The sequence below is a fragment of the Xanthobacter flavus genome, from assembly GCF_017875275.1.
Classification (GTDB): domain Bacteria; phylum Pseudomonadota; class Alphaproteobacteria; order Rhizobiales; family Xanthobacteraceae; genus Xanthobacter; species Xanthobacter flavus_A.
This window is the reverse complement of sequence record NZ_JAGGML010000001.1, coordinates 5,149,691-5,163,755: the sequence shown is the minus strand read 5'-3', so window position 1 is coordinate 5,163,755 and position 14,065 is coordinate 5,149,691. Positions and strand designations below refer to the sequence as shown.

The 14,065-nt window shown below is 68.8% G+C and carries 15 protein-coding genes; all 15 read left to right on the top strand.

All coding sequences use genetic code 11. The annotated features are described in order from the left end of the window. Nucleotides 1–172: 172 nt before the first annotated feature. The 15 genes from ahpF to J2126_RS25955 all read left to right on the top strand — a co-directional run bounded on the left by ahpF (nt 173) and on the right by J2126_RS25955 (nt 14,051). On the top strand, nt 173–1,762 hold the full coding sequence (gene ahpF / locus J2126_RS24220) for an alkyl hydroperoxide reductase subunit F (RefSeq protein ID WP_209489410.1): 1,590 nt from the start codon (nt 173–175) through the stop codon (nt 1,760–1,762). A gap of 25 nt (nt 1,763–1,787) precedes the next feature. Then, complete coding sequence (gene oxyR / locus J2126_RS24215) at nt 1,788–2,696, top strand: DNA-binding transcriptional regulator OxyR (protein WP_209489408.1); 909 nt, start codon at nt 1,788–1,790, stop codon at nt 2,694–2,696. 145 nt (nt 2,697–2,841) lie between these two features. Beyond that, the gene (locus tag J2126_RS25880) at nt 2,842–4,419 is read left to right on the top strand and encodes a sensor histidine kinase (RefSeq protein WP_209489406.1); all 1,578 of its coding nucleotides are present in this window, start codon (nt 2,842–2,844) and stop codon (nt 4,417–4,419) included. Beyond that, the gene (locus J2126_RS24205) at nt 4,416–5,036 is read left to right on the top strand and encodes a response regulator transcription factor (RefSeq protein ID WP_209489404.1); all 621 of its coding nucleotides are present in this window, start codon (nt 4,416–4,418) and stop codon (nt 5,034–5,036) included. Before J2126_RS25880 ends, J2126_RS24205 begins: the two co-directional genes overlap by 4 nt. Before the next feature lie 108 nt (nt 5,037–5,144). Continuing rightward, nucleotides 5,145–5,639 carry a GlcG/HbpS family heme-binding protein gene (locus J2126_RS24200; protein WP_209489402.1) on the top strand — a complete coding sequence of 165 codons (495 nt, stop codon included), beginning with the start codon at nt 5,145–5,147 and terminating at the stop codon, nt 5,637–5,639. A 112-nt stretch (nt 5,640–5,751) separates the two neighbouring features. Further along, nucleotides 5,752–6,228, top strand: coding sequence for a transcription elongation factor GreA (greA, locus tag J2126_RS24195; protein WP_209489400.1), 477 nt, complete (start codon nt 5,752–5,754; stop codon nt 6,226–6,228). Nucleotides 6,229–6,391: 163 nt separating this feature from the next. After that, nucleotides 6,392–7,525 (top strand): LacI family DNA-binding transcriptional regulator, encoded by a 1,134-nt coding sequence (locus J2126_RS24190; RefSeq protein ID WP_209489398.1) that lies wholly within the window; start codon nt 6,392–6,394, stop codon nt 7,523–7,525. After that, the gene (locus tag J2126_RS24185) at nt 7,522–8,196 is read left to right on the top strand and encodes an amino acid ABC transporter permease (RefSeq protein WP_209489396.1); all 675 of its coding nucleotides are present in this window, start codon (nt 7,522–7,524) and stop codon (nt 8,194–8,196) included. Before J2126_RS24190 ends, J2126_RS24185 begins: the two co-directional genes overlap by 4 nt. 14 nt (nt 8,197–8,210) lie before the next feature. Further along, the gene (locus J2126_RS24180; protein ID WP_209489394.1) at nt 8,211–8,864 is read left to right on the top strand and encodes an amino acid ABC transporter permease; all 654 of its coding nucleotides are present in this window, start codon (nt 8,211–8,213) and stop codon (nt 8,862–8,864) included. A gap of 63 nt (nt 8,865–8,927) precedes the next feature. Further along, on the top strand, nt 8,928–9,743 hold the full coding sequence (locus J2126_RS24175; protein ID WP_245327559.1) for a transporter substrate-binding domain-containing protein: 816 nt from the start codon (nt 8,928–8,930) through the stop codon (nt 9,741–9,743). Between the two features lie 260 nt (nt 9,744–10,003). Further along, entirely contained in the window at nt 10,004–10,732 is a 729-nt protein-coding gene (locus J2126_RS24170) for an amino acid ABC transporter ATP-binding protein (RefSeq protein ID WP_209490555.1), read from the top strand. A gap of 7 nt (nt 10,733–10,739) precedes the next feature. Further along, nucleotides 10,740–11,660: a 2-dehydro-3-deoxygalactonokinase gene (locus J2126_RS24165; RefSeq protein ID WP_209489391.1), complete on the top strand. Its 921-nt coding sequence runs from the start codon at nt 10,740–10,742 to the stop codon at nt 11,658–11,660. A 17-nt stretch (nt 11,661–11,677) separates the two neighbouring features. Further along, nucleotides 11,678–12,307, top strand: a complete 630-nt coding sequence (locus J2126_RS24160) for a 2-dehydro-3-deoxy-6-phosphogalactonate aldolase (protein ID WP_209489389.1) — start codon at nt 11,678–11,680, stop codon at nt 12,305–12,307. A 185-nt stretch (nt 12,308–12,492) separates the two neighbouring features. After that, on the top strand, nt 12,493–13,599 hold the full coding sequence (locus J2126_RS24155; RefSeq protein WP_209490553.1) for a TIGR03032 family protein: 1,107 nt from the start codon (nt 12,493–12,495) through the stop codon (nt 13,597–13,599). A 323-nt stretch (nt 13,600–13,922) separates the two neighbouring features. Continuing rightward, nucleotides 13,923–14,051 (top strand): integrase core domain-containing protein, encoded by a 129-nt coding sequence (locus tag J2126_RS25955; protein ID WP_209489387.1) that lies wholly within the window; start codon nt 13,923–13,925, stop codon nt 14,049–14,051. The last annotated feature ends 14 nt before the right edge of the window (nt 14,052–14,065 follow it).

Below are 14,065 nucleotides of genomic sequence, written 5' to 3'. Positions count from 1 at the left end.
AGGCCCCACCGGCTCCCGAAAGGGAGGCGCCCCGACCGTCCGCCGCGGCTTTTCGCCTGCGGCGGACGTGGCTTCTGAACCCGTAGCCCGTCTCCCGTGGCCCGTTTGCCGCGGCCGACTTATTTCCAGCCGGATCCCTGGTCCGGCCCCGCATTTCTGCCGGAGGATTGCCGTGCTCGATTCCGCCATGAAGACCCAGCTCAAGGCCTATCTGGAGCGTCTGGTCCGTCCCGTCGAAATCACCGCCGCGGTGGATGGCGGGCCGAAGTCGCAGGAAATGAGCGCGCTTCTCGCCGACATCGCCGAGCTTTCCGACAAGATTACCGTGCGGGAGCACCAGGAGCCGGGCGCGCGCGTGCCGTCCTTCTCCCTGTCGAGCCCCGGCCACGACATTTCCCTCACCTTCGCCGGCCTGCCCATGGGGCACGAATTCACCTCCCTCGTGCTGGCGCTGCTGCAGGTGGGCGGCTATCCGCCCAAGGTGGAGGAGGCGGTCATCGAGCAGGTGAAGGCGCTGGACGGCGACTTCGTGTTCGAGACCTATTTCTCCCAGTCCTGCCAGAACTGCCCGGACGTGGTGCAGGCGCTGAACCTGATGGCGGTGCTGAACCCGCGGGTGAAGCATGTCGCCGTCGACGGCGCGCTGTTCCAGAGCGAGGTGGATGCGCGGCAGGTGATGAGCGTGCCCACCGTCTATCTCAACGGCGAAGTCTTCGGCCAGGGCCGCATGGGCATCGAGGAGATCGTCGCCAAGCTCGACACCGGCGCCGCCGCCCGCGACGCCAGGCGCATGGGCGAGATGAACCGCTTCGACGTGCTGGTGGTGGGCGGTGGCCCGGCCGGCGCCACGGCGGCCATCTATGCCGCCCGCAAGGGCATCCGCACCGGCGTCGCCGCCGAGCGCTTCGGCGGGCAGGTGCTGGACACCATGGCCATCGAGAATTTCATCTCCGTCCCCTACACCGAGGGGCCGAAGCTCGCCGCCGCGCTGGAGCAGCACGTGCGCGAGCATGAGGTGGAGATCATGAACCTCCAGCGTGCCGTGAAGCTCGTGCCCGGCAAGGACGTGGTGGAGGTGGAGTTCGCCAATGGCGCCAGCCTGCGCTCGCGCACCGTCATCCTCGCCACCGGCGCCCGCTGGCGGCAGATGAACGTGCCCGGCGAGGATGCCTATCGCAACAAGGGCGTGGCCTACTGCCCCCATTGCGACGGCCCGCTGTTCAAGGGCAAGCGCGTGGCGGTGGTCGGCGGCGGCAATTCCGGCGTGGAAGCGGCCATCGACCTCGCCGGCATCGTCGCCCATGTCACGCTGATCGAGTTTGACGGCCAGCTGCGCGCCGACGACGTGCTGCAGCGCAAGCTGAAGAGCCTTCCCAACGTCACCATCCTCACCTCCGCCCGCACGACGGAAGTGCTCGGTGATGGGCAGAAGGTCTCGGGCCTCACCTATGAGAACCGCAGCACCGGCGACATCCACAAGGTGGAGCTGGAAGGGATCTTCGTGCAGATCGGCCTCCTGCCCAACACCGAATGGCTGAAGGGCGTGGTCGATCTCTCCCCGCGCGGCGAGATCATCGTGGACGCCCACGGCCAGACCTCGGTCCCCGGCGTGTTCGCGGCCGGCGACTGCACCACCGTGCCCTACAAGCAGATCGTGATCGCGCTGGGCGAAGGGGCGAAGGCCTCGCTCGCCGCGTTCGATCACCTGATCCGCTCAAGCGCTCCCGCCGAGGACAAGGAGGCGGCCGTTAGGGCAGCCTGATCGGGCCGGCCGCGGGGCGGACATCATGACCCTGCGCGAGCTGCAATATCTCATCGCCCTCGCCGACACCCGCAGCTTCCGCCGCGCGGCGGAGCTGTGCAGCGTGAGCCAGCCGACCCTCTCCACCCAGATCCGCAAGCTGGAGGAGGAACTGGGCGTCGCGCTCATCGAGCGCACGCCGAGGAAAGCCATGCTCACCCCCGCTGGCCGCGATGCGGTGGAGCGGGCGCGGCGCATCCTCACCGAGGTGGACCAGCTGAAGGAGGCGGCCCGCCGCAGCCGCCATGCCGAGGGCGGGGCACTGAAGTTGGGCGTGTTTCCCACCCTCGGGCCGTATCTATTGCCCCACGTCGTGCCGCTCATCCGCCAGCGGTTTCCCGAGCTGGAACTGTTGCTGTTCGAGGAGAAGAGCGCCAATCTCATCCAGCGGCTGAACGTCGGCACGCTGGACGCGGCCTTTCTCGCGCTGCCGGTGCACGACACCCATTTCCACAGCGAGTTCCTGTTCGAGGAGCCCTTCCTCCTCGCCGTGCCCGGCAGCCACAGCCTCGCCCGGCGCGATACGCTGGAGGTGGCGGAGCTGGCTGGGCAGAATCTGATGCTGCTGGAGGAGGGGCACTGCCTGCGCGACCAGGCGCTGGACGTGTGCCACCAGACCGGCGCGCGGGAGAAATCCGAATTCCGCGCCACCAGCCTCGAAACCCTGCGCCAGATGGTGGCGGCGGGTGTCGGCATCACCCTCCTGCCCATGCTGGCGACGCGACACCCGGTGCCGCCGGCGCAGAACATCCACCTGCTGGCGTTTACCGATTCCCGCCCCAGCCGGCAGATCGCGCTGCTCTGGCGCAAGACCTCGGCGCTGGGGCAATTGCTGCATCAGGTGGCCGACATCTGCCGCGGTCTGCCGGACGAGCTGCTGGCCGCGCGCCACTGATCCGACCCCTGCCGTTGCGGTAACAGCTTATGGATACGATGAAATTTGCGCGCGGACCCCGCGCACCGATTTCCGCGCCGTTCAAGCGGTGCTAAAACGTTCCGGCTCGAGCCGGCAAATAAGCCCCCGGGGGGAGGTCGAATCCGTGATCCGGCGTACCTTTGCCGTCAGGTCCGTCGCCGTGCTCCTCGTGATCTGGGTCGGTCTCGTCGCGGCTTTCGCGACGCTCGCCATCCGGAATAATCTGTCTCGCGCCGATGCGGATGTTCAGGCCGAGGGCGTCGCCCTGCACCGGCTCCTGTCCCAGCGCGTGGCCCAGCACGACGCCCATCTCACCAGCCTCGCCGCCCTCGTGCAGGCGACCGATCCGCCGCCGGTGGAGACCATCCGGCAGGTGGCCGCCGGGATCATGCGCTATTACAAGCGCATCCTCTCCATCCGGGTGCTGGAGCTGACCGACGCGGGGGCCATCGAGACCGTCGTGGCCGTCCCCGCCGATCTGGCCCGCAGACCCTTGCCCATGTTCGCCCAGCTGGTGTTCGGGCAGAGAACGGGCGAGGCACGCTATTATGTGGAGGCCGCCTCCGCCGATCGCTATTTTCTCGGCAAGCGCGCCGGCAGCGGCCGACGTCTGGCCATCATCCTGGAGATCGACTCGGGCGGCCTGCTGATGGCCGAGGATCGGCTCTCCAGTGATCGCCTCGCCATGAGCCTCGGGCCGCACCCGCTGAACGGCCAGCCGCCGGCGGTGGAGCCCGGCGCATTCGCGACCCTCACCTTTTTCCGCGCCGCCGACAGCGCCACCCAGCCGGTGAACCTCGGCATCGAGCGGCCGATGACCCTCTACAAGGCCATCGCGCCGGTGCCGCTCGCCGCCTTCGCACTGGTGTCGCTGCTCGTCCTGTTCGCGGGGCGCTACACGCTCATCCAGCGGCACGAGGCCCGCCGCTCCCGGCAGCTCGCGGCGCTGGCGGAGGAGCGAAGCCGGCTTCTGGAACGCGAGACGCAGCTCGCCCACGCCGCGCGGGTCAATTCGCTGGGCGAGCTCGCCTCGGGCATCGCCCACGAGCTGACCCAGCCGCTCACCGCCTTGCTGAGCCAGAGCCAGGCCGCGCTGCGCCTGTCCGGGCCGGACGGCGATCCCGCCCGACTGTCCGAGGCGCTCGACGCCAACGTGCGTGAGGCGCGCCGGGCCGGCGAGATCCTGCGGCGGATGCGCGACTACATCGCCCGCCGCGCCAGCGAGCGCGTCGCCGTGGACGTGAATGACGTGGTGGACGACGCGGCGACCCTCGCCCGCGCCGACCTCGCAAGGCGGGACATCACGCTGGAGCTGGACCTGGAGCGGCCCATGCCCCGCGCCAATGCGGACCCGGTGGAACTTGAGCAGGTGCTGCACAATCTCATCCGCAACGCCGCCGACAGCCTGCAGGAGCGCGACGGGCGGGAAAAGCGCATCCTGATCCGCACCTTCGATGCCGGCGACATGGTGGCCATCCGCGTCAGCGATACCGGCAAGGGCATTCCGGCGGATGTGATGCCCCGGCTGTTCGAGCCCTTCTTCTCCACCAAGAGCGAGGGCATGGGGCTGGGCCTGTCCCTGTGCGCCACGCTGGTGGAGCGGGCGGGCGGCACCATCGAGGCCGAGGCCAAGCCGGGAGAGGGGGCGTCCTTCGTCATCAGCCTTCCCGCCTTGCCGGAACGGCAGATAGCGGCCCAGTGAGCGCGCCCCGCGTCTATCTCGTCGATGACGATGCCGCCGTGCGGCAGGCCCTCTCCCTGCTGCTCTCCACCTACGGCATGACGGTTGAGGCCTTCGCCGATCCCGAGACCTTTCTCGCCCATGTGGATGAGGACCGCCCCGGCTGCCTGCTGCTGGATCTGCGGATGCCGATGATCTCGGGCATCCAGCTCAAGGAGAAGCTCGCCGCGCGGGGCATCGACTGGCCGGCGGTGATGATCACCGGCCATGGCGACGTGAACGCCTGCCGCCGGGCCTTTCGCGCCGGGGTGGTGGACTTCCTGACCAAGCCGGTGGACGAGCAGGTGCTGCTCGACGCCCTCGGCGTCGCCGCCCGCGCCCTCGACGCGCTCATGGAGCGGCGGGAGGCGGCCGCCCTCCTCGCCAGCCTCACGGAACGCGAGCGGGAAGTGCTGGACATGGTGTGCCGCGGCTGGGCGACGAAGGAGATCGCCGCCGCCCTCAGCATCTCCCCCCGCACCATCGATGCGCACAGGGCCAACATCGGCGAGAAGCTCGGCACCTCCTCCGTCGCCGATTTCGTGCGCATGACACTCAATGCCCGCGCGCTCGGTAGTTCTACCGATCTCGCCCGGTGAGGCGACGGATGGAGGCCATTCCCACCCTGGCCTAGACAGGCTCTGCGCCATCGCCCGGCGCGGAAGAATTCCGGCCGAATGGCCGAGACCCCAGGGAAAGGGCCAAGAATGAACCGCCTCCTCCTCGCCGCCGCCGTGTCCGCCACCTTCGCCACGCTCGCCGGCCCCGTCGCGGCCCAGGCGCTGCAGGAGCGGAACATGCCGCTGGCCATCGCCCTCGACATCGCCCGCGAGGGTGTCGCGGCCTGCGCGGCGCAGGGCTACAACGTGTCGGTGGCGGTCGTGGACCGCGCCGGCGTCCTGAGGGCCTTCGCCCGCGCCGACAATGCCGGCCCGCACACGGTCGAGGCGGCGCGCCGCAAGGCCTTCACCTCCGCCTCCACCCGCACCCCGACCACCGTGATCGTCGAGAACGTGCAGAAGAACCCCGCCTCTGCGCAGCTCGTGGCCATCGACGGCTTCCTGGTGCTGGGTGGAGGCGTGCCGGTGAAGGTGGGCAACGAGACCATCGGTGCGGTCGGCATCGGCGGCGCCCCCGGCGGCCATCTGGACGAGGCCTGTGCTGTCGCCGCCATCGCCAAGGTCGAATCCCAGCTCAAGTGAGCCGGCCCGGCCGTCGCAGGGCGGCGGCCGGTTGAAAGCTTGATCCCGGATGCTTAGGTCAACTTTCCCCGCTGTTCGGGGAGATGCCTCAAGCTCCGGGATTTGCTTTTGAATGTCCGTTGCCTTCACGCGTGAGAACGACCTCGAAGCCACCGCCGCCGATCTTCCGGACCGGCCCATCTCGCCGCATCCGAACCTCGTGACGGCGAGCGGCCTTGCCGCGCTCGATGTAGCGCTGGCCGAGGCGCGCGCCGCCTATGCCGAAGCGCAAACCGGCGACGTGCAGGCGGACCGGACGGCGATGGCGCGGGCAACGCGCGACCTGCGCTATTACGGAGCGCGCCGGGCCAGCGCCCAGCTCATCGAGACCCCGCCCCATCCCGAGACCGTCCAGTTCGGCACCACCGTGACCCTCGACCGCGAGGACGGCCGCCGCCAGACCTTCCGCATCGTCGGCGAGGACGAGGCCGACCCGGCGAAGGGCTCGGTGTCCTACGTCTCGCCGCTTGCCGCCGCCGTAATGGGCAAGGCGGTGGGGGACGTGGCCATGGTGGCGGGGCGCGACGTGGAAGTCATCGCCATCGCCTGACCCTCCGGCAAAGCTCGGGTAACGCTCCGGCTTTCGGGCCGCGACCGTTGCGGCGCAGCATTTAGATCGATCTAAATTTTCGTTGACCCCACCCCGCGCTCTCTCCTAGACATGGGCCGTCGAGAGGTTCGTTAAGAACCCGTTACCGGCAAGGAGGGTGCGCGTGGAGGGTGCCAAGGGGCCGCAGGGCCGCCGCTTGCCGGCCGCCCGCGATGCTGCCGAACCGGCCGATCTGCCGGACGAGGCGCCGCTTGCCGGCGGCATCCGGGTGCGGCTGAAGGACGTGGCGGCCCATGCCGGCGTCTCCCGCGCCACGGTCTCCCTCGTCCTGCGCAAGAGCCCGCTGGTGAAGGCGGAGACCCGCGCCAAGGTCGAGGAGGCCATGGCCGGCCTCGGCTATGTCTATAATCGCAGCGCCGCCAATTTGCGCTCCGGCGCCTCGCGCACGGTGGGCCTCGTTCTGTGCGAGATCACCACCCCCAACTTCGCCCAGCTCACCGCCGGCATCGACGAGGTGCTGGGCACCGAAGGCTACATGGCCTTCATCGGCAACGCCGCCGAGGACGCCGCCCGCCAGCGCGAGGTGCTGGTGCGGATGCAGGAGCATGGCGTCGACGGGCTGGTGGTGGTGGCCTCCGAGAACACCCGCGCCGACGCGCTGGAGGAGGGGGCCTGCGCGCGCATGCCCTGCGTGCTGGCGCAGCGTCGCGTGGAGGGCTTTCCCGCCGATTATGTCGGCCCGGACTACGGCGCCGGCATGGAGCTGATCACCGAGCACCTGATCGCGCTCGGACATCGCAACATCGCCTTCATCGGCGGCGTGCGCCGCATCGCGCCGCTGGCGGAGCGCATGGCCGGCTTTCACCGCGCGCTGCGCCGCCACAAGCTGAAGAGCGGCGCTGTGGTGCCCTGCGCGGTCATCGACCGCTCGTCGGGCTATACCGCGGCGCGCGAGCTTCTGGCCAAGGGGGACATCCCCTCGGCCATCGTCTGCTACAACGACGTGGTGGCTTTCGGCGTCATGCTCGCCCTCGACGAGCGCGGCCTCGTGCCGGGCCGGGACGTGGCCGTGGTCGGCTGCGACGACGTGGACGAGGCGGGCCTGCACCGCCCCGCGCTCACCATCTTCACCACCGATCCCCGCGTAGTCGGGCGCGAGGCCGCGCGGCTGCTGCTGCGCCGCATCGCCCATCCGGAGCGTCCGCGCGAGGAGATCATCATTCCGCCCCGCCTCGTCATCCGCCAGTCGTGCGGCGCGGGGACGGTTGCCAAACGCCCGACAGGAGGCGCGAGATGAACTACGTCTTCCAGTTCGGAGACGTCTTCAACGCCTGGCCCGAACTGCTGCTCGGCGCGTGGCTGACGATCCGCCTCTCCGGCCTCGCCATGATCCTCGGCCTCGCCGTCGCGGTCCTCTGCGCGCTGGGCAAGACGCAGGGGCCGCGCCCGGTGCGCTGGCTGGTGGATGTCTATGTGGAGGTGATCCGCAACACACCCTTCCTGGTGCAGATCTTCCTCATCTTCTTCGGCCTGCCGCGCGCCGGCATCAGGCTCGATGCCAACGAGGCGGCGCTGCTCGCCATGGTCATCAATGCCGGCGCCTATTGCACCGAGATCGTGCGCGCCGGCATCGAGACCATCCACCGGGGGCAGATCGAGGCCGGGCTGGCGCTCGGGCTCAAGCCCTTGCAGATCTTCAAGGATATCGTGCTGTTCCCGGCGCTGAAGGCGATCTATCCGGCGCTCACCAGCCAGTTCATCCTTTTGATGCTGACCTCCTCCGTGGTCTCCGCCATCTCGGCTGAAGAGCTGACGGCGGTGGCGAACAACCTGCAATCTCAGACCTTCCGCTCGTTCGAGATCTACATCGTGGTGACGGGCATGTACTTCGCCATGTCGCTGATGTTCGCGGGCACCTTCGCCCTCATCTACCGCGCGGTGTTCGCGCGGACAGATGCCGCACGCTGAAGGAGGGGAGCGACATGATCCGCCAGTTCACCTCCGCCGAATTCCTCTTCCTCATTTCCGCCGTGCGCTGGACGCTGCTGCTCTCGGCCATCGCCTTCGTGGGCGGAGCGACGCTCGGGCTCATCATCGCGCTGGCGCGCACCGCCCCGTGGGCGTGGCTGCGGGCGACGGCGGGGGCCTACATCCTCGTCTTCCAGGGCACGCCGCTCTTGATGCAGCTCTTCCTCGTCTTCTTCGGCGCCACCATGGTAGGCGCCTCGGTGGACCCGCTGGCCGCCGCCGCCATCGGCCTCACGCTGAACGCCGCCGCCTTCCTCGGCGAGATCTGGCGCGGCTGCATCCAGGCCATCCCCAAGGGCCAGTGGGAGGCCTCCACAGCCCTCGGCCTGCATTACGTGACGCGGATGCGCGAGATCATCCTGCCCCAGGCGGCGAAGATCGCGGTGGCGCCCACGGTCGGCTTCCTGGTGATGCTGGTGAAGAGCACGTCGCTCGCCTCCATCATCGGCTTCGTGGAACTGACCCGCGCCGGGCAGATCGTGAACAACGCGACCTTCCGGCCATTCCTCGTGTTCGGCATCGTGGCGGCCCTCTACTTCGCCCTGTGCTGGCCGCTCTCGCTCTATGCCCGCCACCTCGAAAAGCGTTTCGGCACCGTGTCCCGGTGACGCCTCGATTTGACCCTCAAGACCAAGGCCGCCCCGCACGCGGCGCAGACGGAGGAAGAGACGATGACTTTCGGCACCATTCTGAAGAGCGCGCGCGGCGCCGTCGCCGCGCTGGGCCTTGCGGCGCTGGCCGCCACCGGCCTCTCCCACGGCGCCTCGGCGCAGAGCATCGACGACATCCTGTCGAAGAAGAAGCTCACCGTCGGCATGCTGGTGGACGTGGCCCCCTTCGGCCTGCTCGACACCCAGGGCAAGCCGGAAGGCTATGACGCCGACGTCGCCCGCCTCATGGGCAAGTATCTCGGCGTCGAGGTGGAGCTGGTTCCCGTGACCGGGCCGAACCGCATCCCCTATCTGCTCACCAACAAGGTGGACGTGCTGGTGGCGGTGTTCGGCATCACCCCCGAGCGCGCCAAGCAGGTGATGTTCTCCATCCCCTATTCCACCATCGAGATCCAGCTGATCGGCCCCAAGAAGACCGAGATCAAGAGCCTGGACCAGACGGTGGGCAAGAAGATCGCGGTGGCCCGCGCCTCCACCCAGGACACGGCGCTCACCGCCGCCGTACCGAAGGGCGCCACCATCATGCGCTTCGATGACGACGCCACCGCCGTGCAGGCCTTCCTCTCCGGCCAGGTGGACCTGCTGGGCGCCAACAACCTCATCGGCGCCAACATCGCCCAGGCCAATCCGGACATGGGCATCGAGAGGAAGATCACCCTGCGCAGCCAGTATAACGGCATCACCGTGCGCCGGGGTTCCACCGATTTCCTGCAGTGGATCAACACCTTTCTTTATTTCGTGAAGAACAACGGCGAGCTCGACGCCATCAACCAGAAGTGGTTCAAGGAACCGCTGCCGACCATGCCGACGTTCTGAGGGGCCGGGTCCGTCGCCTTCCCTCGGCCTTCAGAACCGTCATCCCCCGGCTTGTCCGGGGGATCCACGGTTCGGCCGGGCCGGTTCTAACCATCGGAGTGCCGGGCCAGCGGCCAAGTGGATGCCCCGGACAAGCCGGGGCATGACGGCACAGGTCAAGTCCGGCATCCAACGCTGACATCGACAGACACGAGAAGGGCCTCGCCATGCTCACTCCCGCCGCCTCCGACAGCACGCCCGCCGGCGACCCGCGCCCGGTCATGATCCGCATGGTGGGCGTCGAGAAATATTACGGCACCTACCATGCGCTTAAAGCCGTGAACCTGGACGTGCGCTCGGGCGAGCGCATCGTCATCTGCGGGCCGTCCGGCTCCGGCAAGTCCACGCTGATCCGCTGCATCAACGCGCTGGAGCATCACCAGAGCGGGGAGATCGTTGTGGATGGGACCGAGGTCGGCAAATCCTCGCGCGGGCTCGACAAGGTGCGCGCCGAGGTGGGCATGGTGTTCCAGAGCTTCAACCTGTTCCCCCACCTCACCGTGCTGCAGAACTGCACGCTGGCGCCCCGCAAGGTGCGCGGCCTCGCGCCCAGGGAGGCCGAGGCCATCGCCATGAAATATCTGGAGCGCGTGCGCATTCCCGAGCAGGCGAACAAATATCCCGGCCAGCTCTCCGGCGGCCAGCAGCAGCGCGTGGCCATCGCCCGCGCGCTGTGCATGACGCCCAAGGTGATGCTGTTCGACGAGCCCACCTCCGCCCTCGACCCGGAGATGGTGAAGGAGGTGCTGGACACCATGATTTCGCTGGCCCAGGACGGCATGACCATGATCTGCGTGACCCACGAAATGGGCTTCGCGCGGCAGGTGGCCGACCGGGTCATCTTCATGGACAAGGGCGAAATCGTGGAGGAGGGGCCGCCCGCCACCTTCTTCGCCAATCCGAAGAGCGAGCGCACGCGCACCTTCCTCGGCCAGATCCTGCATCACTGACGCCAAAATGACCTCCGCGCCGATCACGCCCGTGCTCATCACCTGTGACTGGGGCACCTCCGCGCTCCGCGCCTATCTCATGGCGGCGGATGGGCAGGTGCTCGCCAGCCGGGCGAGCGGGCAGGGCATCATGGCGCTGGGCGGCGCGAGCTTCCCCGAGGTTCTGGCCGCCATCGCCGGCGACTGGGCGCGCGAGCATGGTCCCCTGCCAGTGCTGCTCTCCGGCATGGTGGGGAGCCGCCAGGGCTGGATGGAGGCGCCCTATGCGCGCTGCCCCGCCGGCCTTCCCGACCTCGCCGCCACCATCGCCGAAGTGCCGGGGCAACCCGGCTTCGGCCCCATCGCCATCGTCCCCGGCGTGCTGAAGGACGACGACAAAGCGCCGGACGTGATCCGCGGCGAGGAGGTGGAGGTGCTCGGCGCCCTCGCGCGCCTCGGCATATCGGACGGGCTGTTCGTGCTGCCGGGCACGCATTCCAAATGGGTGCGTGTCGAAGCCGGCCGCATCACCACCTTCGCCACCTACATGACGGGCGAGGTCTTCGCCGCGCTCAGGGGCCACACCATCCTCGGCCGTATGATGGAGGAGGGGACCTTTTCCGCCGCAGGCTTCCGCCGGGGTGTGGACGCGGCGGCGGCGCTCGAAGGGCCGGGGGCGCTGCTCGGACGCCTGTTCTCGCTGCGCACGCTCGGCCTCACCGGGCGGCTCGACGGGGCGGACAGCGCGGACATGCTCTCCGGCCTCCTCATCGGTGCCGAACTGCGCGATGCCTCGGCCGGCGAACCGTTCACGCTGGTGGCCAACCCCGCGCTTGCCGCGCGCTATGCCGAAGCCGCGACCCTCCTCGGCCTGCCCCACGCCAGCGCGCCGGAGGGCTGCGGCCCGGCCGGACAGCACGCGGTGGCGCGCGCGGCGGGTTTCATCTGATTTCAGGAGTGCGATCCATGCCCACCTTCAAGGACGCCCTTGCCGCCTGCCCCCTCGTCGCCATCCTGCGCGGGCTGAAGCCGGAGGAGGCTCTGGACATCGGCGCGGCGCTGGTGGGGGCGGGCTTCACCATCATCGAGGTGCCGCTCAACTCGCCCCAGCCGCTGGCCTCCATCCGCATCCTCGCCGACGCCTTCGGCGACCGCGCGCTGATCGGCGCAGGCACGGTGCTGACGCCGGAGGATGTGGCGGCCGTGAAGGCGGCGGGGGGCGAACTCATCGTCATGCCCCATGCGGACGTGGCGGTGATCCGCGCCGCCAAGGCGGCCGGCCTCGTCTGCACGCCGGGCGTCGCCACCCCCACCGAAGCCTTCGCCGCCCGCGCCGCCGGCGCCGACGCCCTGAAGCTGTTCCCGGCCGAAGGCATCCCGCCCCATCTCGTGAAGGCGTGGCGCGCGGTGCTCACCGACATCCCGCTCCTGCCCGTGGGCGGAATCGACACCACCAACATGGCCGCCTACCGCGCGGCCGGCGCCGAGGGCTTCGGCATCGGCTCGGCCTTGTTCAAGCCGGGCAAGTCGGTGGAAGCCATCGCGGCGGACGCGCATGGGCTGGTGGCGGCGGTGCGGGCGGTGTTCGGGCGCTAGATCCGCGCGGCCCTCGTCGTTGGAGCGGATGGTCTGGGCAACGAGGGCGAGGTGATCGTCGGAGACACGGCGGTCGGCAGCGGCGTCGCCTTCGGCTCCTGGCGGTCTGGCCTCAGCTCGAAAAAGCGGGTTCAATTCTTCGCCCTGGGGGCGGCGAGCCCCCATATCCGGAGCGGGTGGTGAGCATGGGGGAGGCGCACGCGGCAGACGTGACACGGGGGGCGGCAGCCCCGCCGTCGCTGGCGGAGGACCAGACCCAGATCACCTGCTCGCGCAGCTTCGCCACGTGGCTGGCGCAGCATCGGGTGGGCCTCGCCTTCTCGTCCTACCAGAGCGGGCAGCTCTTCCTCGTCGGCCAGTTCGGCAACGACAACCTCTCCTTCCACCAGCGCAATTTCGTGCGCGCCATGGGGCTCGCCCCGCGCGGCGACGAGCTTTATCTCGCCTCGCTGAACCAGATCTGGCGCTTCGCCAACGTGCTCGGCCCGGACGAGCGGGCGAACCAGAATTTCGACCGCCTCTACGTGCCGCGCACCGCCTTCGTCACCGGCGACGTGGACGCCCACGAGATCGCGGTTGAGGCGAGCGGCCGCATCGTGTTCGTGAACACCAAGTTCAGCTGCCTCGCGACGGTGAGCGCCACCCACTCCTTCAAGCCGGTGTGGAAGCCGAAATTCATCTCCCGCCTCGCCGCCGAGGATCGCTGCCATCTCAACGGCCTCGCGGTGGAGAACGGGCGCGTGCGTTATGTCACCGCCGTCTCCGCCACCGATGTGGTGGACGGCTGGCGCGAGCACCGGGTCGGCGGCGGGCTGCTCATCCGGGTGGACGACCACGCTGTGATCGCCGGCGGCTTCTCCATGCCCCATTCGCCGCGTGTCCATGACGGCTGGATCTGGCTGCTCGATTCCGCGCGGGGCTATCTGGTGCGGGTCGATCCCGTCACCGGCGCGAAGCAGGATGTGGCCTTCTGCCCGGGCTTCCTGCGCGGCCTCTCCATCCACGCCGGCCACGCGGTGGTCACGCTTTCCCTGCCGCGCAACCTCTCCTTCTCCGGCCTGCCGCTGGAAGAGGAGATCGCCCGACGCGGCGGCACGCCCTGGTGCGGCGTCCAGATCATCAAGCTCGCCACCGGCGACGTGGTGGAATGGATCCGCCTCGAAGGCGCCATCCGCGAACTGTTCGACGTGGCCGTCCTGCCCGGCACCACCTGCCCCATGGCCGCGCCGGAGAGCGGGGCGGACCTGTCGAACCTGCTGACGATCGAGGCGCCGGATGGGGCGCTGGGGTGAGGGGGCGCGATCCGTTCCCTCCAGCTGTAAAAAGGCCTGACGCCTGCGGTGATGTGAGATAACGTTTCGCCGTAGGTCAATCGAGGCTGAGCCGTTGATCGTCCATCGCTTCGATCAGATCCCGTTTTGGACCAATGGAGGCCAGACCGCCCTTATGGCTCTGCTTGCCATAGGGCTGATTGCTTTCATCCTCATCTACGTTCGCAAGCTTTAGCTCTTGCGCGGATGGGAAAGAAATGGCGGGCCGCGTCAGAGCCAGATGAGAACTACGTCTACGCTATAGCCCTCTAAAGCCCGCTTTTGGACTTTACGCCCCGTCAGCGTTGGAGCACGTCACCGCCATCGCCTCATGGAAGGAGGACTACAACCTGAACCGCCCTCATTCTGCTCTCGGCAATCGATCCCCGGCCGAGTTCGCCGCAACAATCGCACTGGAAATCCAGGCCGACTGAGTGACGTTGCCCCC